General features: G+C 68.5%; 24 protein-coding genes and 3 tRNA genes. 23 read left to right on the forward strand and 4 right to left on the reverse strand.

Annotated elements, in window-relative coordinates:
- Nucleotides 1-27 precede the first annotated feature (27 nt).
- Entirely contained in the window at nt 28-969 is a 942-nt protein-coding gene (locus EIZ45_RS18230; RefSeq protein WP_037816311.1) for a GNAT family N-acetyltransferase, read from the reverse strand.
- Between the two features lie 249 nt (nt 970-1,218).
- On the opposite strand from EIZ45_RS18230, the gene EIZ45_RS18235 reads away from it, so the two are divergent.
- The 6 genes from EIZ45_RS18235 to EIZ45_RS18260 all read left to right on the forward strand — a co-directional run bounded on the left by EIZ45_RS18235 (nt 1,219) and on the right by EIZ45_RS18260 (nt 5,300).
- Complete coding sequence (locus EIZ45_RS18235) at nt 1,219-3,840, forward strand: bifunctional diguanylate cyclase/phosphodiesterase (protein WP_037816310.1); 2,622 nt, start codon at nt 1,219-1,221, stop codon at nt 3,838-3,840.
- 79 nt (nt 3,841-3,919) lie between these two features.
- Nucleotides 3,920-3,992: transfer RNA gene (locus tag EIZ45_RS18240), tRNA-Thr, on the forward strand.
- A 51-nt stretch (nt 3,993-4,043) separates the two neighbouring features.
- Nucleotides 4,044-4,116 (forward strand) — tRNA-Met (locus EIZ45_RS18245).
- A gap of 49 nt (nt 4,117-4,165) precedes the next feature.
- A complete protein-coding gene (gene rpmG, locus EIZ45_RS18250) occupies nt 4,166-4,330 on the forward strand; it encodes a 50S ribosomal protein L33 (protein WP_005152047.1) in 165 nt (54 codons plus the stop codon).
- A 125-nt stretch (nt 4,331-4,455) separates the two neighbouring features.
- Nucleotides 4,456-4,905, forward strand: coding sequence for a MaoC family dehydratase N-terminal domain-containing protein (locus tag EIZ45_RS18255; RefSeq protein ID WP_037816309.1), 450 nt, complete (start codon nt 4,456-4,458; stop codon nt 4,903-4,905).
- The gene (locus EIZ45_RS18260; protein ID WP_167754350.1) at nt 4,902-5,300 is read left to right on the forward strand and encodes a MaoC family dehydratase; all 399 of its coding nucleotides are present in this window, start codon (nt 4,902-4,904) and stop codon (nt 5,298-5,300) included. The genes EIZ45_RS18255 and EIZ45_RS18260 overlap by 4 nt, the downstream gene beginning before the upstream one ends.
- A 233-nt stretch (nt 5,301-5,533) precedes the next feature.
- Here the strand turns inward: EIZ45_RS18260 and EIZ45_RS18265 are convergent, their stop codons facing one another.
- Together EIZ45_RS18265 and EIZ45_RS18270 are read right to left on the reverse strand one after the other, a co-directional pair.
- A complete protein-coding gene (locus tag EIZ45_RS18265) occupies nt 5,534-6,442 on the reverse strand; it encodes an SGNH/GDSL hydrolase family protein (protein ID WP_134663728.1) in 909 nt (302 codons plus the stop codon).
- Between the two features lie 50 nt (nt 6,443-6,492).
- Nucleotides 6,493-7,395 (reverse strand): TIGR03619 family F420-dependent LLM class oxidoreductase, encoded by a 903-nt coding sequence (locus EIZ45_RS18270; RefSeq protein WP_037816305.1) that lies wholly within the window; start codon nt 7,393-7,395, stop codon nt 6,493-6,495.
- A 434-nt stretch (nt 7,396-7,829) separates the two neighbouring features.
- Between EIZ45_RS18270 and EIZ45_RS18275 the strand changes: the two genes are divergently transcribed.
- The 6 genes from EIZ45_RS18275 to EIZ45_RS18300 all read left to right on the forward strand — a co-directional run bounded on the left by EIZ45_RS18275 (nt 7,830) and on the right by EIZ45_RS18300 (nt 11,470).
- Nucleotides 7,830-7,902 (forward strand) — tRNA-Trp (locus tag EIZ45_RS18275).
- Between the two features lie 32 nt (nt 7,903-7,934).
- A complete protein-coding gene (gene secE / locus EIZ45_RS18280) occupies nt 7,935-8,369 on the forward strand; it encodes a preprotein translocase subunit SecE (protein ID WP_107051120.1) in 435 nt (144 codons plus the stop codon).
- A 76-nt stretch (nt 8,370-8,445) separates the two neighbouring features.
- Nucleotides 8,446-9,267: a transcription termination/antitermination protein NusG gene (gene nusG / locus EIZ45_RS18285; RefSeq protein WP_037816303.1), complete on the forward strand. Its 822-nt coding sequence runs from the start codon at nt 8,446-8,448 to the stop codon at nt 9,265-9,267.
- A gap of 82 nt (nt 9,268-9,349) precedes the next feature.
- Nucleotides 9,350-9,781, forward strand: a complete 432-nt coding sequence (rplK, locus tag EIZ45_RS18290) for a 50S ribosomal protein L11 (protein WP_037360170.1) — start codon at nt 9,350-9,352, stop codon at nt 9,779-9,781.
- Nucleotides 9,782-9,871: 90 nt separating this feature from the next.
- The gene (gene rplA / locus EIZ45_RS18295; protein WP_037816302.1) at nt 9,872-10,591 is read left to right on the forward strand and encodes a 50S ribosomal protein L1; all 720 of its coding nucleotides are present in this window, start codon (nt 9,872-9,874) and stop codon (nt 10,589-10,591) included.
- A gap of 69 nt (nt 10,592-10,660) precedes the next feature.
- On the forward strand, nt 10,661-11,470 hold the full coding sequence (locus EIZ45_RS18300; RefSeq protein WP_037816301.1) for an alpha/beta fold hydrolase: 810 nt from the start codon (nt 10,661-10,663) through the stop codon (nt 11,468-11,470).
- A 3-nt stretch (nt 11,471-11,473) separates the two neighbouring features.
- Here EIZ45_RS18300 and EIZ45_RS18305 read toward each other — a convergent pair whose 3' ends face one another.
- Nucleotides 11,474-12,409, reverse strand: coding sequence for a hypothetical protein (locus EIZ45_RS18305; RefSeq protein ID WP_134663730.1), 936 nt, complete (start codon nt 12,407-12,409; stop codon nt 11,474-11,476).
- A 319-nt stretch (nt 12,410-12,728) separates the two neighbouring features.
- On the opposite strand from EIZ45_RS18305, the gene rplJ reads away from it, so the two are divergent.
- The 11 genes from rplJ to EIZ45_RS18360 all read left to right on the forward strand — a co-directional run bounded on the left by rplJ (nt 12,729) and on the right by EIZ45_RS18360 (nt 23,992).
- Nucleotides 12,729-13,283 carry a 50S ribosomal protein L10 gene (gene rplJ, locus EIZ45_RS18310; protein WP_037816297.1) on the forward strand — a complete coding sequence of 185 codons (555 nt, stop codon included), beginning with the start codon at nt 12,729-12,731 and terminating at the stop codon, nt 13,281-13,283.
- A 49-nt stretch (nt 13,284-13,332) separates the two neighbouring features.
- Nucleotides 13,333-13,719, forward strand: a complete 387-nt coding sequence (gene rplL, locus EIZ45_RS18315) for a 50S ribosomal protein L7/L12 (protein WP_037816296.1) — start codon at nt 13,333-13,335, stop codon at nt 13,717-13,719.
- A gap of 457 nt (nt 13,720-14,176) precedes the next feature.
- The gene (locus EIZ45_RS18320) at nt 14,177-15,358 is read left to right on the forward strand and encodes an ABC transporter ATP-binding protein (protein WP_037816295.1); all 1,182 of its coding nucleotides are present in this window, start codon (nt 14,177-14,179) and stop codon (nt 15,356-15,358) included.
- A gap of 32 nt (nt 15,359-15,390) precedes the next feature.
- Nucleotides 15,391-16,143, forward strand: coding sequence for an ABC transporter permease (locus EIZ45_RS18325; RefSeq protein ID WP_051165981.1), 753 nt, complete (start codon nt 15,391-15,393; stop codon nt 16,141-16,143).
- A gap of 2 nt (nt 16,144-16,145) precedes the next feature.
- Nucleotides 16,146-16,982, forward strand: coding sequence for an ABC transporter permease (locus EIZ45_RS18330; RefSeq protein ID WP_037360186.1), 837 nt, complete (start codon nt 16,146-16,148; stop codon nt 16,980-16,982).
- Nucleotides 16,979-18,310: an MCE family protein gene (locus EIZ45_RS18335; RefSeq protein WP_134663731.1), complete on the forward strand. Its 1,332-nt coding sequence runs from the start codon at nt 16,979-16,981 to the stop codon at nt 18,308-18,310. The genes EIZ45_RS18330 and EIZ45_RS18335 overlap by 4 nt, the downstream gene beginning before the upstream one ends.
- Entirely contained in the window at nt 18,307-19,335 is a 1,029-nt protein-coding gene (locus EIZ45_RS18340) for an MCE family protein (RefSeq protein WP_037816293.1), read from the forward strand. Before EIZ45_RS18335 ends, EIZ45_RS18340 begins: the two co-directional genes overlap by 4 nt.
- Nucleotides 19,332-20,318 carry an MCE family protein gene (locus tag EIZ45_RS18345; RefSeq protein ID WP_134663732.1) on the forward strand — a complete coding sequence of 329 codons (987 nt, stop codon included), beginning with the start codon at nt 19,332-19,334 and terminating at the stop codon, nt 20,316-20,318. The genes EIZ45_RS18340 and EIZ45_RS18345 overlap by 4 nt, the downstream gene beginning before the upstream one ends.
- Nucleotides 20,315-21,496, forward strand: a complete 1,182-nt coding sequence (locus EIZ45_RS18350; RefSeq protein ID WP_037816291.1) for an MCE family protein — start codon at nt 20,315-20,317, stop codon at nt 21,494-21,496. The genes EIZ45_RS18345 and EIZ45_RS18350 overlap by 4 nt, the downstream gene beginning before the upstream one ends.
- Nucleotides 21,497-21,506: 10 nt before the next feature.
- Nucleotides 21,507-22,730, forward strand: a complete 1,224-nt coding sequence (locus EIZ45_RS18355) for an MCE family protein (RefSeq protein ID WP_037816463.1) — start codon at nt 21,507-21,509, stop codon at nt 22,728-22,730.
- Nucleotides 22,730-23,992: an MCE family protein gene (locus EIZ45_RS18360; protein WP_037816290.1), complete on the forward strand. Its 1,263-nt coding sequence runs from the start codon at nt 22,730-22,732 to the stop codon at nt 23,990-23,992. Before EIZ45_RS18355 ends, EIZ45_RS18360 begins: the two co-directional genes overlap by 1 nt.
- The last annotated feature ends 7 nt before the right edge of the window (nt 23,993-23,999 follow it).

The following is a 23,999-nucleotide window of genomic DNA, read 5'->3' on the forward strand; positions in this document are numbered from 1 at the left end:
CCCTCGAACAGGCCGTACCGCGCCAGACTAGCGAGAACGCACGGCGGGCCGGCGTTGCCAGCCGGTCCACAGCGGCCGGTAGCCCTGCGCGTACCAGAACGGCGTCGACCGCGGGTTCGCCACGGCGTGGTGCAGCAGCACGACATCCGCGCCCGCCTCGTCGAAGACCTGGTGCGCGTGCGCGGCCAGCGCGGTGCCGACACCGGAGGACCGAGCGGCCTCGGAAACCGCCAGCGACGACAGGTAACCCACGCGGGAAGCGGCCACCCGGTGCCGGATCCAGCCGGTCTCGTCGGGCATCTGCAGCACGACCATGCCGAGCGGCTGGCCGTACAGCTCCGCGATCCAGACCTGCGGTTCAGGCCGTTCGAGGTGGTGCAGCAGTTCCTTGGCGATCAGCTCCTCGACGCCGGGACGGAGCGTGATCCGGCCGAACTGCGCGTCGTACCGCTGCAGTTCGAGCTGCAGCGCGACCGCGGTGGAGAGGTCGTCCGGCGTCGCGTGCCGGATGCAGACGCCCGGCGTCGCGTCGGGTCCGGCGGCCATCCGCTGCGCCGGGCGCACCGCCAGCACGCCGACCGGGGCGAAGCCGTGCCGGAGGAGTTCGGTGGCCCCGGCGGTGTCGCGGCTGGGCCGGGAGAGCACCGCGGCGCACTCCGTATCCCCCACTCGGGCGAGGGACCGCAGGTGTTCATCCCATCGAGTGAGCAACGCGTCGAGTCCGGCGGCCGGATCGGGACCGGCGAGCTGGACCTCCAGCCGGTGCTCGACGAGCGCCCGCCACATCGACCGCGGGCTGTCCGGGCCGAGCCCGGTGCAGGTGGTCAGACCGGCCGCGGTGGTGTCGCCGACCTCGGCGGAAAGCAGGACGGAATCCCCTCCGACCTCGAAGGGGAGTGGCGCGGGAAGCAGCGCGTCCACCGTGGCGATGCGCGCCGCATGCCCGGTGGCTGTCACGTCGTTGTGCATGCCGCCATTGTCCGCCGACCGGGCCGGAAAAGACCCCCAGAACACTCCCCGGCCCGGGGGTTCCGGGGCGAACCGGGAGTTTCACTCCTTGGTCCACGCAGGTCAGAGAAGAACGCCCATTGTTAACCCTGGGGTGATCTCCTACTGTCTCGAAAGGGACGCCGGTACGCCCTACGGGGTAAGGTGGCGCCCTCGCCCACACCTGACGTCACGGACGAGCGCGACCGGGCAGCCGGGAAGGAAGGTCGGATGCCGGACAGCAACGCCCATCCCGGTACCGCGCCGGAGGCGATGGGCTCGGGAGGTGCTGGCTCCGCACCGGCCGAAGGCCGCACGGACGAGAGCCGCTTCCGCGTTTACACCTTCTTCGTGCTGGGTCTCGGCCTGCTCGCGGCCTTCGCCGTCGGCGCCTGGCTGCCGTTCCACGGTTCGGCGAAGCTCTGGTGGATCGGCCCGGTGCTCGCGGTCGCGTTCCTGCTCGCCGAACAGCTCGGCATCAACGTCGACGTCCGCAGCGGCATTTCGTGGACCATCTCGTTCACCGAGATTCCGCTGGTAATCGGTTTCTTCGTCGCCCCGTTCGAAGTGGTGCTCGCCGCGCATCTCGTGGCGGGCATCGGCACGCTGCTGGCCCGCAAGGTCGCCGGCCGCGTCCTCTACAACGCGGGCGCGTTCCTGCTCGAAATCACCGGCGCGTTCGCCGTCGCCGGGCTCGTGCACCTGGCCATGGGCGGCGGGCCGACCATGCCGTGGGTCGCCGCGCTCGCCGGAACGCTCACCGCGCCGCTGGTCAGCACGCTGCTCGCGCTGGCCGCCGTGCGCGTGCTGCGCCGCCGGATGCGCGTGAGCACCGCGATCCGGCTGACCGGCCGCATCCTCGTGGTCGGCTTCGTCAACGCCTCGGTCGGCCTCACCGGCTACCTCGTCATCGCGAGCACCCCGCAGGCCTGGCCGCTGGTGCTGGCGGTGTTCCTCGGCCTGACCGCGCTGTACTGGGCTTACTCCGATCTGCTTCGCGAACAGCGGGACATGGAAGCGCTGTCCGACGTCAGCCTGATGGTCGCGCGGTCCGGACAGCAGGCCGCCGCCCGTCCGGCGAGCCGTGGCGAGGAACTGGTGGGCGGCGTCGACGTGCGCGAATGGGCCACGATCGCCGAGCGGATCAAGGACCAGCTCGCCGCCGGACGCGTCGTGCTCCGGCTGCGGCTCGAGCCCGAAGACCCGATGCGCGTCGTGGTCGCGGGCAACGAACTCCCGGCTTCGGACCCGGCCAGCGACGACCCGCTGCTGCGCCTGCCCGGCGCGCACGTGCGGCACTTCCGGATCACCGAGGCCAACCCGGACGTCCGCGCGGCGCTGCTGGAACGCAGTGCGCAGGAAGCGCTCGTGGTGCCGCTGCGCAGCGCGAACCGGCTGCTCGGCGTCGTCGAAGCGCACGACCGGCTCTCGCGCTGGCGCGGTTTCGGCAAGTACGACGTCCAGTTGCTCGGCACGATGGCCAGCCACCTCGCGACGTCGCTCGACAACCGGCGGCTGCTCGCCACGCTCCGCCACGACGCCTACCACGACCCGCTCACCGGGCACCTGAACCGGCCGGGATTCCAGCAGGTCTCGCGGGATCCGCTGCGCGAATCGGCGGAGGTCGTGGTGCTGCGGATCGACCTCGACGTCTTCTCCACGGTCAGCGACGCGCTTGGCTACTCGTGGGCGGACCGGATGGTCGTCGCCGCGGGCACTCGCATCCGCGGTGCCCTCGGCCCGGACGTCCCGCTCGCCCGGCTCGAAGGCGCGTCCTTCGCCGCACTGCTCGTGGACTGCACGATCGAAGACGCACACCGCGCCGCGGAACGGCTTCGCGTGCAGCTGTCCGAGCCGTACCCGGTGGACCGGCTTTCGGTCGAGGCCAACGCGATGATCGGCTACGCCAGCTCAGTGGACGACGCCGGCGAAGTCGACGTCGACGGCTTGCTGCAGCGCGCCGATGTCGCCGTCCGCGCCACTCGCGGCGGCGAGGAAGTACGCGGCTACGTGCCGAGCATGGGACAGATCTTCCTGCGCCGGTTCCAGATGGTCACGCAGTTCCGGCAGTCGCTCGAAGACGGCCACGTCTCCGTGCATTACCAGCCGAAGGTGACGCTGCCGAACCGGCAGGTGCAAGGCGTCGAGGCGCTCGTGCGCTGGGTGCACCCGGAGTTCGGCAGGCTCGGCCCGGACGAGTTCGTGCCCGCGATCGAGGCGGCCGGCCTGATCGGCGTGCTGACGTCGTTCGTGCTGGAGCAATCGCTGAAGCGAGTGCGCAAGTGGCTCGACGAGGGCCTGCGGATCTCCGCGGCGGTGAACCTGTCGGTGCGGAACCTGTCCGACGACGACTTCCCGGCGAAGGTCCAGCGCGAACTGGAACGCTTCGACGTGCCGCCGGAACTGCTGACGTTCGAGCTGACCGAGTCCGGCGTGATGTCCGACCCGCAGAAGGCGCTGCCGATCCTGCGCGAGCTGCATTCGCTGGGCATCGTGCTGGCGGTGGACGACTTCGGCACCGGCTACTCGTCGCTCGCGTACCTGCGCCAGCTGCCGGTGGACCAGGTCAAGATCGACAAGAGCTTCGTGCTCGGCATGGGCACGGATCTCGGCGACCTCGCGGTGGTGCGGTCGATTGTCGAGCTCGGGCACTCGCTGGGCCTGACGGTCGTGGCGGAAGGCGTCGAGGAGGACGTGGCGCGCGATCAGCTCGAGGCGATGGGATGTGACGTCGCCCAGGGCTATCTGATCTCGCGGCCGCTGCCGGAGGACCGCCTCGAGGCGTGGCTGCAGGCCCGCACGGCACGCTCGCCGGGACGGCACTCGGAGACCGTGCTGACCCTGCTGACCTGAGGTTTTGCGGTTAACCGACCCCGGTTGCACGTGCGGGTGAAGGGGCTTGCTAATCTTTCCAAGTCCTCGCGAGAGGCAGGCCCCTTTAGCTCAGTCGGCAGAGCGTCTCCATGGTAAGGAGAAGGTCTACGGTTCGATTCCGTAAAGGGGCTCTCGACCTCTAGCCGCGTCACGTTAGCGTGTCGCGGCTTGGGTCATGTAAGGGCGGTGTAGCTCAGTTGGCAGAGCAAGCGGCTCATAATCGCTGTGTCGCCGGTTCAAGTCCGGCCACCGCTACGCGGTAACGACGGGGCTGGCCCCCGGATCTGAGAGAGAAGGAAACGCTGTGGCTGCCACCGACGTGCGACCCAAGATCACGCTGGCGTGCGAGGAGTGCAAGCACCGCAACTACATCACCAAGAAGAACCGGCGCAACAACCCGGATCGCCTGGAGATGAAGAAGTTCTGCCCGAACTGCGGTACGCACCGGACTCACAAAGAGACCCGCTGACGCAGGCGGTCTTTTACCAGCTTCGCAAAAGCCGTCCCGGCACTCGCCGGGGCGGCTTTTCGCTGTTACCGACGGGTTTAGGCACCCGCGCGGGACGGCCGCCGGGTTCGGTTAGCCTTCTTCGCGTGCCTTTGGACCAGTCGTTCACCGGGCGGGAGTACCCGTCGGACAGCAAGTACTTCGTGAGCCGGGAGAAGATCCGCGAGTTCGCCGACGCGATCGACGACCCGAACCCGGTGTACCGGGACCCGGAGGCGGCCCGCGCGGCCGGCCACCCGGACGTGCTCGCGCCGCCCACCTTCCTCACCATCCTGAACCTGCCGAAGATCAACGGCATCGTGACCGACCCCGCGCTCGGCCTCGACTACTCCCGGATGGTCCACGGCGACCAGGGCTTCCGCTACGAACGCCCGGTCCACGCGGGCGACGAGCTCGAAATCTCGGCCACGATCGAGTCGATCATGGCGCGGGCGGGCAACGACTTCATCAACCTCCGCGCGGAAATCACCGACGCGGACGGCAAACTCGTGTGCACGACGCGGGCGCAGCTCGTGGTTCGGGGGGCGGAAGCGTGAACGTCGGCGACGAACTGCCTCCGCTGGAGGTCCGCATCACCCGCGCGCAGCTGGTCCGCTACGCCGGGGCCTCGCTCGATTTCAACCCGATCCACTGGAACGAGAACTTCGCGACCAAGGTCGGCCTCCCGGACGTGATCGCGCACGGCATGCTCACGATGGCCCTGTCCGGCCGCATCGTCACCGACTGGCTCGGCGACCCGGCCCGCCTCGTGGACTTCAGCACGCGCTTCACCCGCCCGGTCGTGGTGCCGGACAACGACGAGGGCGCACTGGTCGAGGTGACCGCCAAGGTCGGCGCCCTGACCGACGAGGGACTGGCCCGGATCGACCTGACGGTGAAGTTCGAGGGCAAGACCGTGCTGGGCAAACCGCAGGCTCTCGTCCGCCCCTGAGCAACCCGGCTTTGCCCAGCGGTTCCTCCGTGGCCGGTCCTGCCGCCATAGGTCCGGCGCGCTGCTGCGGTCCGGCGAGCGCTACCGGGAACCCGCCGCAAACCGCAGCTCGCGCTCGCCCCTGACGAGCCCGCAGTTCGGCCCGATCACCCCAATGTGGCGTTGGGTGCATCTGACGCACCGAATGCCACATTGGGTGCGTGGGACGCACCCAACGCCACATTGGGTCGGTCTCAGTGCACCCCGAGCACCGACTCCACCACGTCAGCCATCCCCGCCTCGCCCCGTGCGTTCGGGTGCAGGGCTGCGGCCGAGGACGTCGGGATCACCCCTTCGACCCACTTGACGTCCGAATTCGCGCACACGTCGTGCCCCTTGCTCGGCGCGGCGGTGTCGGCGAACCCGGCGTCGTGCGACTTGGCCTGGTCGGACAGGGCGTCGTTGAGCTTGCCGAGCGCGTCCCGCAGGTACGCCACGTCGCCGGAACCCAGCGGCAGCACCGGCCAGCAGCCGTCGCCGTCCGGGAGGACCGTCGGGTAGCCGACGACCACCACTCGCGCCTTCGGGGCCTTCTTGTGGATCTGGTCGAGCGCGGTGCCGACCTTCTTCGCGGTCGCGCTGATCCGGTCGGCCAGTTCGTCCTTGCCGCCCGCGGTGAGCCGGTCCTTGCACGGCGAGGCGCTCTGGTGGGAGGTCACACAGGTCTGGGCCAGTGAGATGAATCCCACATCGTTGCCGCCGATGCCCAGGGTGACGAGCGTCGTGTCCGCGGTGACCGAGTCGAACTGCGGCGGGTTCGAACCGTTGCGGGTCGACTGGGTGTCGGTCAAGTCCTCGGTCGTCGCGCCGCTGCAGCTGACGTCCACGAACTTCGCCGGCTTCAGCTTCGCCGACACCAGGTGCGGATAGTTGTTGTCCGACCGCGCGCATCCGGCCGGCGAGCCCGCCTGCTTCCCGGTGCGCGGCGCGGACGTGTACGAGTCGCCGAGCGCGACGTAGCGGCCGCTGCCGCCGCCGGTGCCCGCGCCCGACGGCGGTGCGGTCGACGAGTCGTGCTTCGACTTGTAGTAGCCGATGGCCAGCAGCGCCCCCACGACCACGAGGACGAGCAACCCGCATCCACCGCTTTTGTTTGCCCCCACCCGACCGTTTTACCGGTCCCGCTCCTCGCCGACGACCCGCTTACGGGTGATCACGCAAAGACAGCGGCGTGCAGTTCGCCCGCCAGTTCCAGCGCGTGCGGGACGGTTTCGGCCACATAGTGCAGATCGACCAGTGCCTCGGTGATGCCGTCCGCTTCGGCGGCCTTCAGCTGGGCTGCGACGTCCTCGACGGACGCCGTCTTCGAGCCCGGCGTCGGGTTGATCCGCAGCACCCGGCGCAGCGACTCCGGATCCCTTCCGGCCTTCTCCGCGGATTCGACGACCACGTCCCACTTCTGCCGCAGCATCGGGATCGGGAGCCCGGCGGGAAGCCAGCCGTCGGCGATCCGGCCGACGCGGCGCAGTGCCGCGTCCGACGCCCCGCCCAGCAGCACCGGCGGACCGGGCTGCTGCAGCGGACGCAGGCCGATCAGCGAGTCCGGGATGTCCCAGCGTTCGCTCTGGTGCCCGGCCGGATCCGCGGTCCAGAGCGTCCGCAGCACCTGGACCAGTTCGGCGAGCCGCGCGCCGCGGTGCTCCCACGGCACGCCGGCGGCGATGTACTCGTCGCGCAGCCAGCTGAGCCCGAGGCCGACGTCGAGCCTGCCGCCGGACAGCAGGTCGAGCGAAGTCAGCGAACGCGCCAGCAGCACCGGGGAGTAGAGCGGGCCGTTGAGGGTGCTCGACCCCATCCGCGCGGTCTCGGTCGAATTCGCCGCGATGGTGAGCGCCAGCAGCGGATCGACGAAGCGCACGAACTCCGGCGGGTACGGCTGTTCGGGTGTACCGGACGGGTAATAGGTCTTCGGGGCGACCGGGGTCAGGACCCGGTCGCCGACCCACAGCGAAGCGAAGCCCATCCGCTCGGCTTCGGTGGCGAAGCCGGCGATGGCGGAGGGATCGGCGAGCTTGCCGTACTGCGGCAAAGCGAGGCCAAGCCGGAATGAGGTCACCGCTGCTCCTTGATCAGATTTTCGCTTGCGGGTCAACGAAGATCATCTTCCAGTGTGCCGGTCTTGGCTTCCTGACGGGGAATTTCGCGGGCGTGGAAGCGATTTCGGTTGCCGTGCCAGCGATCCGGAGCGGTCGTGAAGCCGGGCGGGACAGCGCTCGTCAGCGGCTTTACGATTAATCGGATAGCGGGCACGCGCTCATATTCGCACGATCAGGTGATCTTCGCCGAGGATTCCGGGGTGCTGTCCGAAGGGTCCGGAACGGCCGTCTCCGGGGTGCCGCGAGACCGTCGCGGCGCGGTCGAGGGGGCTGGGTTGCGAGGCTTCATACGGGTTGCCGTAGACTTCGGAACTCGGAACGCACTACGGTCATCCCCGCCGGATGGTGGGGACGATGGAATGCGTCCTCCGGAGCCAGGGTGACCGGGCTCCACAGGGGTGTAGCTCAATTGGCAGAGCAGCGGTCTCCAAAACCGCAGGTTGCAGGTTCAAGTCCTGTCACCCCTGCGTACGGGAACTGGTGGAGCGGAGGAGTGGTCGTGAGCGACAGCGACGCCAGCGGCGAGCACGAGCAGGACGATTCGGGCAAGCAGCCCGGAGTCGAATCCCGCCCGGTGTCCGCTGCGGCTCGGCGCGAACGCCGCGCTTCCGCTCGGCCGGCAGGCAAGTCCGAGGCACGGCCGGGCTCGACCCGTCCGTCCGGCAAGGCGGGCGACAAGGTCGCGAAGCCCGCCGACGCCAAGGGCGTGCCCACCCCCAAACGGGACCGGAAGGCCAAGAAGGCCTCGGTGTTCGCCCGGTTCACGCGGTTCATCCGCGAGGTCTGGGCCGAGCTCCGCAAGGTCATCTGGCCCAACCGCAAGCAGATGGTCACCTACACCGCGGTCGTGCTGGTGTTCGTGGTGTTCATGGTGGCCCTCGTGAGCGGCCTCGATCTCGGCTTCAAGGAGCTGGTCGGGCTGGTCTTCGGCTGACGCCCGCAACGGGCGCGCCACCGCGCTGGCCGGGCCCCGGTCCGGCCCGGCAAGCGATCAACTGAGAGGACGGAACGTGACCTCCGACAACGGCACCGAAGCCGGTCGCGACCTGACCGAGCTTTCCGACGAGCAGGTGCAGACGGCACCCGGCGACGAGGAGTCCGCCGACGCCGTCGAGGTGCCCGTCGCCGAGGACGAGGTCGCCGCCGACGAGAGCGCTGAGGAAGCGGACGACGCCGCCGAAGCCGACGTGACCGAGCCCGCCCCCGAGGCGGACGACCCGGTCGCCGCGCTGCGCGCCGAGCTCAAGGCCGCGCCGGGCGAGTGGTACGTCGTGCACTCGTACGCCGGTTACGAGAACAAGGTCAAGACCAACCTCGAGACGCGTACCCAGACCCTGGACGTCGAGGACTACATCTTCCAGATCGAGGTCCCGACCGAAGAGGTCACCGAGATCAAGAACGGCCAGCGCAAGCAGGTGCAGCGCAAGGTGCTGCCCGGCTACATCCTGGTCCGGATGGACCTCAACGACCAGTCGTGGAGCGCGGTCCGCAACACCCCGGGCGTCACCGGGTTCGTCGGGGCCACCTCGCGGCCGTCGCCGCTGACCGTGGACGAGGTGCTGAAGTTCCTCGCCCCGCAGGTCGAGAAGGAAGCCCCAGCCAAGGCGGCCAAGGGCGGCGAATCCGCCGCGGCCGCGCCGTCCGGTGCGCCCGCCGTCGAGGTCGACTTCGAGGTCGGCGAGTCGGTCACCGTCATGGACGGCCCGTTCGCCACGCTGCCCGCCACGATCTCCGAGGTCAACGTCGACGGGCAGAAGCTGAAGGTCCTGGTGTCGATCTTCGGCCGGGAGACCCCGGTCGAGCTCTCGTTCAGCCAGGTCTCCAAGATCTGACGGCCGGGCCATCCCGGTCGGCAGTCCCCGCGTACTGGCAGGTGTGCGGGGGACTCACGTCAGTTAAGAAGGACACAAGGTAATGCCACCCAAGAAGAAGAAGCTTGCGGCGATCATCAAGCTGCAGATCAAGGCGGGTGCGGCCAACCCCGCGCCGCCGGTCGGCCCGGCGCTGGGTCAGCACGGCGTCAACATCATGGAGTTCTGCAAGGCCTACAACGCCGCGACCGAGTCGCAGCGCGGGGACGTCGTCCCGGTCGAGATCTCCGTGTACGAAGACCGGTCGTTCGACTTCAAGCTGAAGACGCCGCCGGCCGCCAAGCTGCTGCTCAAGGCCGCGGGCGTGGAGAAGGGCTCCGGCGAGCCGCACAAGACCAAGGTCGCCAAGGTCACCTGGGACCAGGTCCGCGAGATCGCGAAGACCAAGGAGACCGACCTCAACGCGCACGACATCGACCAGGCCGCGAAGATCATCGCCGGCACCGCCCGTTCGATGGGCATCACGGTCGAGTAATTGCTTCGGCCTCGCCGAAGCAAAACCAGTGGGAGAGCCAGGTGCTGGCTCGTCACCACACTGATCCACTGACTTACTAAGGACAGAAGCATGACCAAGCACAGCAAGGCCTACCGCCAGGCCGCGGAGCTGATCGACAAGGCGCGCCTGTACGCGCCGCTCGAGGCCGTGAAGCTGGCGAAGGAGACCTCCAAGACGAAGATGGACGCGACCGTCGAGGTCGCGATGCGTCTCGGGGTCGACCCGCGCAAGGCCGACCAGATGGTCCGCGGCACCGTGAACCTGCCGCACGGCACCGGTAAGACCGCCCGCGTCATCGTTTTCGCCGTCGGCGACAAGGCCGCTGAGGCCGAAGCCGCCGGCGCGGACGCGGTCGGCACCGACGAACTGATCGAGCGCATCCAGGGTGGCTGGCTCGACTTCGACGCCGCGATCGCGACGCCGGACCAGATGGCCAAGGTGGGCCGCATCGCCCGCATCCTCGGCCCGCGCGGCCTCATGCCGAACCCGAAGACCGGCACGGTGACCCCCGCGGTCGAGAAGGCCGTGAAGGACATCAAGGGCGGCAAGATCAACTTCCGCGTCGACAAGCAGGCGAACCTGCACCTGGTGATCGGCAAGGCGTCGTTCGACACCGAGAAGCTGGTGGAGAACTACGCGGCCGCGCTGGACGAGATCCTGCGCGCCAAGCCGTCGTCGGCGAAGGGCCGCTACGTCAAGAAGATCACCTTCACCACGACGATGGGCCCGGGCATCCCGGTCGACCCGGCGCGGACCCGCAACCTCCTCTCCGAGGAAGCCGCGGTCTGAGTCGCACATCACGCGAAAGGGTGGTCACGCTTCGTGCGTGACCACCCTTTTTTCGTGTCTCATGGACGTATGCCAACGACGTTCCTCGCCCCCGACGGGCTCCAGCTGAGCTACACGGTCTGGGAGGGCGACGGACGGCACCGGCGGCCCGTCGTGCTGCACCACGGTTTCGCCGCCGATTCCCAGGTGAACTGGGTCAACCCCGGAGTCGTGGACGCACTGGTCAAGGCCGGGTTCACGGTGATCGCGCTGGACGCGCGCGGACACGGCGAGTCGGAGAAACCGCACGACCCGGCGGCCTACGGCGAGGACATCATGGCCGCGGACCTGACCGCGCTGTTCGACGAACTCGGCCTGGACGAGGTGTGCCTGGCGGGCTATTCGATGGGCGCGATCGTCTCGCTGCTGGTGGCTACGAGTGACCGGAGAGTCCGCTGCCTCGCGGTCGGCGGCGTCGGCGCGGGAATCGTGGACTTCGGCGGGGTGGACGCCCGGGTCATCAACCGCAGCCAGATCGCGGACGGACTGCTGGCCGAGGACCGGTCGCAGGTGCCGCCGGCGGCCCGCCCGTTCCGCCGCCTGGCCCGCCGCGCGGGCGCGGACGTCGAAGCACTGGCCGCGGTCATGCACGCGACCCCGCACGGCCCGATGCGACTCACGAACCTGTCGGCGGCGACGCTGATCCTGGCCGGGGAGTCGGACGAACTGGCGACCCAGCCGGAACGCCTCGCCGCGGGAATCGCCGGTGCGAGGTTGGTGCGGGTGCCGGGGAATCACATGGAAGCCGTGGCACATCCGGCTTTCGCGGCGTCGTTGGTGGACTTCTTCGCGTACTCGGACACGGGGGAGACCCGGTTGCCGATCAGCTCGCCTGCCTGACGGTCAGCCCGGGGCGGAGGTCGCCGTCGGCGGCGTGCACTTCTCGGGTCCGCGTTTATGCCCGACGATCAGCCACTGTCCTTTTTCGACCTGCTTGACGGTGAAGTCTCCGAGAGCCGGGCCGCCGGTGATCGCGAAGTCGCACGACTTGATCACCACGTCCTCGCCCGGCGGCCATCCGGAGCGCTTCGAGATCGACTCGGCGTAGGCGTCGACTGAACCGGGTGCCCGGTCAAGCCGGTCGTGCAGGCCCTGCACCGCGGCGGCGCAGTCCGTGAAACCGAGATCGGTCGCGAACTTCTGTTGCGTTGCCTGGTCGAAAAGGCCGCAAACGTGGTCGACCATGCTCTTCGGCCCGGGGCCGTGCTGAGCGATCCCGTCGTAGACGCGGCGCACTGATTCATAGGGCGAGGCCGTCGTGAGGATCTGGTTCGTGTGGTAGGTCCCGCCGCCCTCGGCGGCGATCTGGGCCGAGGTTTTGCCGTCGTCGCTGGGGAAGATCTGGTGGTATCCCCAGTTGACCAGGATCCCGAGGATGACCAGGGCGATCACCCAGCCCAGGATCTTCCCGCCGAGCCGCTTCACCCAGCGCGGGACCGGGCGGCGGTTCTTCGGCGGTTCTTCGTACGCGGTCAGCGCGCCCGGATGGTTCGGCGGCGCAGGCGGCTGGCCACCGGCCAGCGGTTGCGGCTGGCGGTTTCCGGCCGGGACCAGACCCGCGTCGGGGGCCGGTTCGGTGCCCTGCTGGGACTGGGTGAACCGCAGGTACTCCTGGAACCGCTGGAATTCCTGGAACTGGCGCAGCTGTTCCGGATCCAGCTGGGGCTCCGCTGATGCGTTCGGCTGCGGGAGATTCGGCGCTGCCGGTTGGGGCAGGTTCGGCGTCGAGCCGGGAGAGGGGGTTTCTTCCGGCTTTCCGTGATCACGCTGTTCCGCCACGTCACCAATGATGCCCGCTCCGGCGCGATTTCCCGAGACTGCCCCGGTTCTCGCAGCTCAGCAAGGGGGTGCCCGCGAACGGCGAACAACCCTCCCGTATGCTGGTCGACGGTTCTACCAAAGACCGCTGGTTCTCTCCGGATTCCCGGGGAGCGAAGGTTCGCCCGCAACGGCGACGGCCCGCGCAGGAGGAACGAGGCTTTCACCCCAGTCTTCATGGCTGGGCAACGCCCCGCGTCTGACTGCGCGTGGGCGTTTTTTCGTTCGGGGGCGCCTCCGCCGAAGCCAGTGGTGACACTAGCCAAGAGAGGAGGCGACCATGGCGAAGCCCGACAAGGTGGCGGCCGTCGCCGAGATCGCGGAGAGTTTCCGCAGCAGCTCGGCCACCGTCGTTACCGAGTACACCGGCCTCTCCGTGACTCAGCTGTCCCAGCTGCGCCGCGCTCTCGGCACCAGTGCCAAGTACCGGGTCGCGAAGAACACCCTCGTCAAGCGTGCCGCTGAGGACGCCGGCCTCGAGGGGATCGAGGACCTGTTCGTCGGCCCGACCGCGATCGCTTTTGTGCACGGCGAGGCAGTCGACGCCGCGAAGGCGCTTCGCGACTTCGCGAAGGAAAACAACGCGCTTGTCATCAAGGGCGGCTACATGGACGGCAAGTCGCTGTCCGTGGACGAGATCACCAAGATCGCCGATCTCGACAGCCGCGAGGTGCTGCTCTCCAAGGCGGCGGGCGCGTTCAAGGCGAAGCTTTCCCAGGCCGCGGCGCTGTTCCAGGCGCCTGCGTCCCAGGTTGCCCGCCTGGCTGCCGCGCTGGAGGAGAAGCAGCGCAACGCCACCGGTACCGAAGCAGCCGAAGCACCCGCCGAGAGCTGAACCACCCCACCCCCGAACGTCTCGTTCGTTTTTCTGAGAGGAAGCCATCATGGCGAAGCTGAGCACCGCCGAGCTGATCGACGCCTTCAAGGAGCTGACCCTTCTTGAGCTGTCCGAGTTCGTGAAGGAATTCGAAGAGGTCTTCGACGTCACCGCCGCCGCCCCGGCCGCCGTCGTCGCCGCCGCCCCGGGCGCCGCGCCCGCCGAGGCCGCTGCGGAGCAGGACGAGTTCGACGTCATCCTCGACTCGGCCGGCGACAAGAAGATCCAGGTCATCAAGGTCGTCCGCGAGGTCGTCTCCGGTCTGGGCCTGAAGGAGGCCAAGGAGCTGGTCGAGGCCGCTCCGAAGGCGCTCCTGGAGAAGGTCGACAAGGAGGCCGCCGAGGCCGCCAAGGAGAAGCTCGAGGCCGCTGGCGCCAAGATCTCCATCAAGTGATCCCGGGCGCGCAAGCGCCTGTTGCACCACCTCGAAAGGGGCGGACACCCGACACGGGTGCCCGCCCCTTTCGCTGTCCGGACAAAAAAGACGCACAGTCGCCGAGCCGGGCCCGCGACACCCTCGTTCAGGCGAACAAACCGCGTGTCCGGCGACCCCGGGTCACCCCCTGTTTGCCGCGTTTCCGCCGGTTAACCCGTCAGGGTGAGCGGAAGTCGGCCATCTGGATCTGCGCCCGAACGTGACGTGCACTACCGTGCTGCCAGCGGTCGCCGTACTGGATCCCCGTCGCGTGAGGTGTGCACGGGGGCTGGCCAGAGAACAAAACTGGTGAGTAACCTGTTCGCGCTCAGCTCGTTGCACCTGGTTGAAGCGGAGTTCGCCGCGCGAGCTCCGCCGCTGCCAGCGGTGACGGGGCGGCGGTGCGCGACGACGCGGAACAGCTCCTGGAGGTGCGATGGGTGCCGAGGTGGTCATCGAAGGTCTGACGAAGTCCTTCGGAAAGCAGACCATCTGGCGGGACGTGACGCTGACCCTGCCTCCCGGCGAGGTCTCGGCGATGCTCGGCCCGTCCGGAACCGGCAAGTCCGTGTTCCTGAAGTCGATGATCGGCCTGCTCAAGCCGGACCGCGGACGATGCGTCATCAACGGCGTCGACATCGTCACCTGCTCCGAGCACAAGCTGTACGAGATCCGGAAGCTCTTCGGCGTCCTGTTCCAGGACGGCGCGCTGTTCGGCTCGATGAACCTCTTCGACAACGTGGCCTTCCCGCTGCGGGAGCACACGAAGAAGTCCGAGACCGAGATCCGCCGCATCGTGCTCGAGAAGCTCGAGATCACCGGTCTGGCCGGCGCGGACAAGAAGCTCCCCGGCGAGATCTCCGGCGGTATGCGCAAGCGCGCCGGCCTCGCCCGCGCCCTCGTGCTGGACCCGGAGATCATCCTGGTCGACGAGCCGGACTCCGGTCTCGACCCGGTCCGCACGACCTACATCTCGCAGCTCTTCCTGGACGTCAACGCCCAGATCGACGCGACGTTCCTGATCGTGTCGCACAACATCAACCTCGCCCGCACGGTGCCGGACAACCTCGGCATGCTGTTCCGCAAGGAACTCGTCATGTTCGGTCCGCGCGAGGTGCTGCTGACCAGCGACGAACCGGTGGTCGAGCAGTTCCTCAACGGCCGCAAGCTCGGCCCGATCGGCATGTCCGAGGAGAAGGACAGCGCCCAGATGGCCCGCGAGCAGGCCGAGGCCGAGGCGGGCCACGGCGACGTGCTCAACGAGGACGTGCGCGGCGTGGTGCCGCAGATGCAGGTCAGCCCGGGCGTGCCGGAGCGCGCAGGGGCGAAGCGGCGGATGGACCGCGTCATGCGGATCCTGCACACGCTCCCGCCGAGCGCGCAGGAAGGGATCATCGAATCCCTGACGCCCGAGCAGCAGCGGCACTACAACGTGCGGCCCAACCCCGGCGCCTTCCACCATCAGCCAGGTCCCGAGGACACTCAGCAGCTGCCTCCGGTCAGCTCGCCGGGTCCGGTGCCCAACCAGCACCAGGGACAGCTCCCCGCCGACCAGGTCGCGCGCATCCCCGGCGCCGCGGACCGCCGGTCGCCCCGGCACGGGCAGGGTGGCGCGTGACCACCAGCACGGCCAAGATCCCCGGCTACGGAATGCTGCGGGAGACCGGGAACCTGTTCGCGCTCGGCCTCGACATCATCCGCGGCATCTTCCAGCGCCCGTTCCAGTTCCGCGAGTTCATCCAGCAGGCCTGGTTCGTCGCGAGCGTGACGATCCTGCCGACGGCGCTCGTCGCGATCCCGTTCGGCGCGGTCATCTCGCTGCAGTTCGGCGCGCTCGCCCGCCAGCTCGGCGCGCAGTCCTACACCGGTGCCGGTTCGGTGCTGGCGACCGTGCAGCAGGCCAGTCCGCTGGTCACCGCGCTGCTGGTGGCCGGCGCGGGCGGCAGCGCGGTCTGTGCGGACATCGGCGCGCGGACCATCCGCGAGGAGATCGACGCGATGGAGGTGCTGGGCGTCTCCGCGGTCCAGCGCCTGATCGTGCCCCGCACGCTCGCCATGATGCTCGTCGCGCTCCTGCTCAACGGCATGGTCAGCGTCATCGGCGTGCTCGGCGGCTACTTCTTCAACGTCGTGCTCCAGGGCGGTACCCCTGGCGCGTACCTGTCCAGCTTCTCCGCGCTCGCGCAGCTGCCCGACCTCTGGGTCGGCGAGATCAAGGCGCTGATCTTCGGCTTCATCGCGGCGGTCGTGGCGGCTTACCGCGGCCTGCACCCGAGCGGCGGCCCGAAGGGCGTCGGCGACGCGGTGAACCAGTCGGTGGTCATCACGTTCCTGCTGCTCTTCGTCGTGAACTTCGTGATCACGCTGATCTACCTGCAGCTCGTGCCCGGAAAGCTGGACTGATCATGACGTTCCTCTCGGGGGCGAAGCGGATCGCCAACCGCCCGCTGGAGACCCTGGACACGCTCGGCGACCAGATGTCGTTCTACGGCAGGGCTCTGCTGTGGACGCCGCGCACGCTGCGCCGCTACACCAAGGAAGTGCTGCGGCTGCTGGCCGAGGTGAGCTTCGGTTCCGGCTCGCTCGCGGTCATCGGCGGCACGGTCGGCGTGATGGTCGGCCTGACGCTGTTCACCGGTGTCCTCGTCGGCCTCCAGGGCTACTCGGCGCTGAACTCGATCGGCACCTCGGCCTTCACCGGCTTCCTCACCGCGTTCTTCAACACCCGCGAGATCGCGCCGCTGGTCGCCGGGCTGGCGCTGTCGGCGACGGTCGGCGCGGGCTTCACCGCGCAGCTCGGCGCGATGCGGATCTCCGAGGAGATCGACGCGCTCGAGGTGATGGGCGTGCCGAGCCTTCCGTACCTGGTGACCACGCGGATCATCGCCGGGTTCGTGGCCGTGATCCCGCTGTACGTGATCGGCCTGCTGAGCTCGTACCTCGCCTCACGGCTGGTCGTTATCTATATCTACGGACAATCCGCGGGTACCTACGACCATTACTTCGACCTGTTCCTACCACCGCAAGACGTGCTCTATTCGTTCATCAAGGTGCTGATCTTCAGCGTTTTGATCATTCTTTCGCACTGCTACTTCGGGTACCGGGCCAGCGGCGGGCCCGCCGGGGTGGGCGTGGCCGTCGGCCGCGCGGTGCGGCTTTCCATCGTCACGGTTTCGGTCGTGAACTTCTTCATCGGTTTCGCGATTTGGGGAACCGACGTCACGGTGAGGATTGCGGGATGACCACACTACGGCGCAGGTTGCTCGGCCTGCTGCTGGTGGCGGTGCTCGTCGGCGGGATCGCGCTCAGCATCGCGATGTACGACAAGGCGTTCAGCAAGTTCGTCACCGTGAAGCTCGACGCGGGCCACATCGGCAACCAGCTGCTCAAGCAGTCGGACGTGAAGGTCCGCGGTTTGATCGTCGGTTCGGTGCAGGACATCAAGGCGACCGAGAACGGCGCGGAACTGACGCTGGCGATGGATCCGGAGTCGGTGAAGCTGATTCCGGAGAACGTGTCCGCGCGATTCCTTCCCAAGACGTTGTTCGGCGAACGCTATGTGTCGCTGCAGATTCCGCAGGACCCGTCGAGCAGGACGCTTTCCCAGGGCGACGTGATCACCCAGGACCGCACTTCCGGCGCGGTCGAACTGGACCAGGCGCTCGAACACCTGATGCCGGTGCTGCAGGCGGTGCAGCCGCAGAAGCTGTCCAGCACGCTCACCGCGATCTCGACCGCGCTGCAGGGCCGCGGCAAGCCGCTCGGCGAAACGCTTTCGCAGCTCGGCCAGTACATCGGCGAGCTGAACCCGCACGAGCCGGAGCTGCAGCACAACCTCCAGGCGCTCGCGGAGTTCTCCGGCCACCTGAGCAACGCGACGCCGGATCTGGTGCAGAGCCTGGACAACCTGAGCACGACCACGCGCACCGTGGTCGCCGAGCAGGCGAACCTGTCGAGCCTCTACGGCAATCTCACCACCGCGTCGCAGGACCTGCAGTCGTTCCTCGAGGCGAACTCGCAGAACCTGATCAGCCTCGCCAGCACCGCGCGCCCGACCGCTGAGCTGCTCGCCAAGTACTCGCCGGAATACCCGTGCGTGCTGAAGCAGATGGCGAAGGTCGTGCCGGTCGCGGACGCGGCGCTGGGCAAGTACAACGGCAAGCCCGGCCTGAACGCGACCATCGAGGTCGTCGTCAACCGCGGGCCGTACAAGCCGGGCGAGGAACCGCGGTTCGAGGACAAGCGCGGTCCGCGCTGCTACGACCTCAACCCCGCGCCGGACCCGTTCCCGCAGCAACCGCCGGACGGCCCGTTCAAGGACGGCACCAAACAGGGCGCGGCTCCGAAGACCGTGGGCGAGGGCCTCAACCCGGCCAACTTCAAGGCGGACGCGGCCGGGGTCAACGGCGGCGGCACGTCGGGCGGGAACCCGGTCAACACCGCGGCCGAGAACAACTTCCTCGCCGCGCTGGTCAGCCCGGAGATGGGGATTTCGCAGAACCAGTTCCCGGGCTGGGGCTCGCTGCTCGTCGGCCCGCTCTACCGGGGCACGGAGGTGACGGTCAAGTGAGGGGACTCGCCGCACCGCTGATCAAGCTGACGATCTTCGTGGTCGTCACGGTGCTGTTCACGACAGTGCTCGGCATCAGCATCGCGAACATCAACACCACCAGCACGAGCGCCTACTCCGCGCGGTTCACCGACGCCACGCTCCTGCTGCCGAACGACGACGTGCGCATCGCCGGCGTCCGCGTCGGCCAGGTCAAGGACGTGAAGATCGTCGACAAGCGCCAGGCGCAGGTGGACTTCGAGGTCGACTCCGGACGCAAGCTCCCGGCAGGCGTCACCGCGCAGATCAAGTTCCGCAACCTGGTCGGCCAGCGCTACGTCTCGCTCGGCGAGGGCGACGACACCAGCGGCGCGACGCTCAAGCCGGGCGACACCATCCCGCTCGAGCGCACCACGCCCGCGCTGGACCTGACCGAGCTGTTCAACGGCTTCAAGCCGCTGTTCACCGCGCTGAACCCGGCCGACGTCAACAAGCTGTCGTACGAGGTCATCCAGGTCCTGCAGGGCGAGGGCGGCACGGTGGAAAGCCTGCTGTCGCACACCGCTTCGCTGGCTACCACGATCGCCAACAAGGACCAGGTGATCGGCGAGGTCATCGACAACCTCAACTCGGTCCTCGACACGGTCAACCAGCACACCCCGCAGCTCAACGACCTGATCGTGAAGCTGCAGCAGCTGGTGTCCGGCCTCGCCGCGGACCGCAAGCCGATCGGCGACGCGATCGAGGGGCTGGGCAACCTGGCCAACACGACCGCCGGTCTGCTGACCGACGCGCGGGCTCCGTTGAAGGACGACATCGCCGCTCTGGGCAAGCTCACCACGAACCTGAACCAGAACGAGCCGCTCGTCGAGCACTTCATCCAGTTCATGCCGAAGAAGGTCAGTGCGCTCACCCGCACCGCCGACTACGGCTCGTGGTTCAACTTCTACTCCTGCGAGATGACCGGGACGGTGGGCGTGCCAGGGCTGCTGCCGCCGACGGACTTCACGCTCGCGCCGGTGAACCGGGACAGGTGCAAGCCATGAAGTCCTTCCAGAAACGCAACCCGATCCCGATCGCGCTGGTCGGCATCGCGGTCATGGCGCTCGGCCTCGTCGCCGCCATGAACTCCGAGGACCTGCCGGTGATCGGCGGGGGCACCACCTACAGCGCGGACTTCTCCGAAGCGGCCGGGCTGCAGAAGGACAACGACGTGCGGATCGCGGGCGTGAAGGTCGGCAAGGTGTCCGACATCAAGCTCGACGGCCCGAACGTCAAGGTGTCGTTCAAGGTCAAGGACGCCTGGATGGGCGACAAGACCACGGCGGCGATCAAGATCAAGACGCTGCTCGGCCAGAAGTACCTCGCGCTCGACCCGCAGGGCAACGGCAACCTCGACCCCGGTTCGCCGATCCCGCGCGACCGGACGATGTCGCCGTACGACGTGCTCGACGCGTTCCGCGGCCTGTCGCAGACGGTCGACGCGATCGACACGAACCAGCTGTCGAAGAGCTTCGAGGCGATCACCCAGACGTTCTCGAACACGCCGCAGGACGTGAAGGGCGCGCTGTCCGGGCTGTCGAAGCTGTCGGACACGATCGCCAAGCGCGATTCGCAGCTGGCGAACCTGCTGGCCAACACGCGCCAGGTGTCGCAGACGCTCGTCGACCGGGACGCCGAGGTGCAGAAGCTGATCACCGACGGCAACCAGCTGCTGGACGAGATCGGCAAGCGCGAGCAGGCGATCAAGACGCTGCTCGACGGTTCGAAGCACCTGTCGACGGAGTTGCAGGGCCTGATCGACGACAACGACGGCCAGCTGAACCCGGTGCTCACCCAGCTCGACCAGCTCACGTCGATGCTGCAGCGCAACCAGGACTCGCTGGCGCAGGGGATAAGTAAGTTCGCGCCGTTCATCCGGGTCTTCAACAACACGATCGGCACCGGGCACTGGTTCGACAACTACATCTGCGGCCTGGTGCTTCCTTCGGTCGGCCCGCTCAATCCGGAGGGGTGCAACTCCAAATGACCGACACCCGCTTCGGCCAGTCGCTCACCCGCGGCTTCACGATCGCGATCGTCCTCGCGCTCGTGGTCGCGGGCGCGCTCTGGTGGACGTTGAAGGACGCCGGCCGCAACCACCTGACCGCGTACTTCTCCGGCGCCGTCGGCCTTTACGAGGGCAACAGCGTCCGGATGCTCGGCGTGGACATGGGCACGGTGACCAAGATCCAGCCGATGGGCAACCAGGTCCGGGTCGACCTCGAATACGACCGCTCGGTCGCGGTGCCCGCCGACGCGAAGGCGGTCATCGTGTCGCCGTCGCTGGTCAGCGACCGCTACGTCCAGCTCGCCCCGGCCTACACTGGCGGACCGCGGATCTCCGACGGCGCGACGATCGGCCTCGACCGCACCGAGGTTCCGCTGGAGGTCGACCAGCTCGCCGCCAGCCTCGCCAAGGTCAGCGAGACGCTCGGACCGAACGGGGCCAACAAGAACGGCTCGCTCTCGGACCTGCTGAACACCGCCGCGAACAACCTCGACGGCAACGGCAAGGCGCTGCACGACACGATCACCAAGCTCGGGCAGGCGTCCGGAACGCTGGCGGGCAACAAGGACGACCTCTTCCAGACGGTGCAGAACCTCGGCAAGTTCTCCCAGTCGCTCGCCAACAGCGACGGCCAGGTGCGCCAGTTCGAGAGCCAGCTCGCCGACGTGAGCGGATTCCTCGCCGGGGAGAAGGACAATCTCGCCCAGACCGTGCAGCAGCTCGGCACCACGCTGCAGTCGGTGCAGGGCTTCATCGAACGCAACCGCGGCCGGTTGAAGTCCAATGTGGACAAACTGGCCAGCGTGACCAAGGTGCTGGTGGACCAGCGCAGCTCGCTCGCCGAGATCCTCGACGTCGCGCCGGTCGCGCTGTCCAACATCGTCGGCGTCTACAACGGCTCGTCCGGCACGCTCGACGCGCGGCCGAACCTCAACGAGCTGACCCAGCCGCCGCTGGTGATGGTCTGCAGCCTGCTCAAGCAGACCTCGGTGACCAAGCAGCTGCTCGGCAATGCCTGCGACGGCATCGCCAAGGTGGTCGACGGCGTGGTTCCGCTGCCGTCCACCGCGCAGGTTATCCAGGCGATGCAGAACGGCCAGCTGCCGCCGCTGCCGCTCCCGCTGCAGGGCCAGGTCTACGGGACGCAGGGGAGCTGACGTGAAGCGACTGACGAAGTTCGCCGCGGGCGGAGCGCTCGCCACGGTGTCCGCGCTCGTGCTGAGCGGCTGCGCGTTCAACGGCGTCTACGACGTCCCGCTGCCCGGCGGGGCCGACCTCGGCAGCCACCCGTACACGCTGAAGATCCAGTTCAAGGACGTGCTCGACCTCGTCCCGCAGTCCGGGGTGAAGGTCAACGAGGTGCCGGTCGGGCAGGTCAAGTCGATCGGGTTGACGCCGGACGGCTGGCACGCCGAGGTGACCGTCGAGGTCAACGGAGACGTCAAGCTGCCAGCCAACGCGATGGCCAACGTGAAGCAGTCGAGCCTGCTCGGCGAGAAGTACGTCGAGCTGGCCTCGCCGGGCGGCGACGAGGCGACCGGGCAGCTGGCGAACGGAGCGACCATCCCGCTCGCACGCACCGGCCGAGACGTCCAGGTCGAGGAGGTGCTCGGCGCGCTGTCCCTGCTGCTCAACGGCGGCGGCGTGGAGCAGCTCAACACGATCACCAAGGAACTCAACAACGCCACCGCCGGCCGCGAGCCGGACATCAAGGCGCTGCTGGCCAACGCGAACGAACTGGTCACCAACCTCGACAACCAGTCGGCCAACATCACCCGCGCGCTCGACGGCCTCAACCGGCTGTCCATGACGCTGCGGGACCAGAAGGACAAGCTGGTCGGCGCGGTCGACAACCTCGGGCCCGGGCTCGGGGTGCTGGAGCAGCAGCGCGGCCAGCTGGTGACCATGCTGAACGCGCTCAACAACCTCTCCGGCGTCGCGACCGACACGGTCAACAAGAGCAAGGCGGACCTGGTCGCCGACCTCAAGGCGCTCACGCCGACGCTGCAGAAGCTCGGCGAGGCGGGCAGCGACCTGCCGAAGGCGCTGGAGATCCTGCTGACCTATCCGTTCACCGACCAGGCCTACAACGACGTCAAGGGCGACTACTTCAACCTGTTCGCCAAGGTCGACCTGAACCTCAAGGACGTCATCGACAACCTCGGCCGCAGCAGGCAGAACGGGCTCAACGGGCTCATTCCCGCGCCGGGGCTGACCGGCGGCGTCGAAGGCTCGCCCGCGAACCAGCCGCCGCCGCTGTCGTTCCCGGGCAGCCAGCCCGCGCAGCAACAGCAGCAGGCTCCGTCCTCGACCGGCGGCCAGGGCGGCGGGCAGCCGTCGCAGAGCGGGTTGTCCGGCCTGTTCGGGGTGCTTTCCGGAGGTGCTGGCTGATGTTGCTGCGCAGGACGAAAATCCAGCTGGTGGTCTTCGCCATCATCTCGGTCGTGGCCATCGTGTACGCGCTGATCCGGTTCGCCGGCCTCGGCACGGTGTTCGGCAGCAACGGGTACACGGTCAAGCTGCAGCTCAACGAATCCGGCGGGATCTTCACCAACGCCGAGGTCACCTACCGCGGCTTCAACGTCGGCCGCGTCGGGCAGCTGCGGCTGACCCAGAGCGGGCTCGAGGCCGACCTGAACATCGACCCGTCGGCCCCGCGCGTGCCCGCCGACCTCGACGCGGTCGTCGCCAACCGGTCCGCGGTCGGCGAGCAGTACGTCGACCTGCGGCCGAAGAACGACCAGGGCCCGTACCTCGCGAGCGGTTCGGTGATCCCGGCCGCCCGCACGAGCACCCCGGTCAGCACCGACCGGCTGCTCGGCGATCTCGACTCGCTGTCGGCCTCGGTGCCGACCGACGCGCTGCGGAAGGTCGTCGACGAGTCCTACGACGCGTTCCGCGGCACCGGCGGCGACCTGCAGAAGCTGCTCGACACCGCGCGCAGCTTCACCACCACCGCGCAGCAGTACCTGCCGCAGACCGTGCAGCTGCTGCAGGCAGGCGGCCAGGTGCTGGACACGCAGAACGACGAGGCGTCGAACTTCGCGTCCTTCTCCAAGAGCCTCAACCAGCTCAGCGGGACGCTCAAGAACTCCGACGGCGACCTGCGCAAGCTGATCGGCGTCACCCCGCAGGTGGCGACCCAGATCAGCCAGGTGCTCAAGGAGACCGGGCCCGGCCTCGGCGCGCTGACCGCGAACCTGCTGACGACGGCCAACCTGACCGTGACCCGGCTGGACGGCCTCGAACAGGGCCTGGTGACCTATCCGGCACTGGCGGCCGCCGCGCCGTCGGTGGCCCCCGGCGACGGGACCGCGCACCTCGGCCTGGTGCTGAACCTGTTCAACCCGCCGTCGTGCACGAAGGGCTATCTGCCCTACAGCCAGTACCGTCCGGGTTCGGACACCTCGCCCCGGCCGGAGGACGACAAGGCCTACTGTGCCGAGCCGAAGGGCAGCCCGATCAACGTCCGGGGTTCCCAGAACGCGCCGTACAACGGCGTGCCGGTGCAGCCGTCGCAGCAGGACATCGCGGCGAACCAGAACCGGCCGGCGCAGCAGCTGCAGGAGCAGCGCGACGCTCAGGTGCCGGGCGTCGTCGGCAGCCCCGGGGTGTCCCTGAACAGCATGGGCTCGCTGCTGGGACTCGGCTGACCGGGAT

The organism is Amycolatopsis sp. CFH S0740 (genome assembly GCF_004522315.1).
GTDB classification, from domain to species: Bacteria; Actinomycetota; Actinomycetes; order Mycobacteriales; family Pseudonocardiaceae; genus Amycolatopsis; species Amycolatopsis nivea.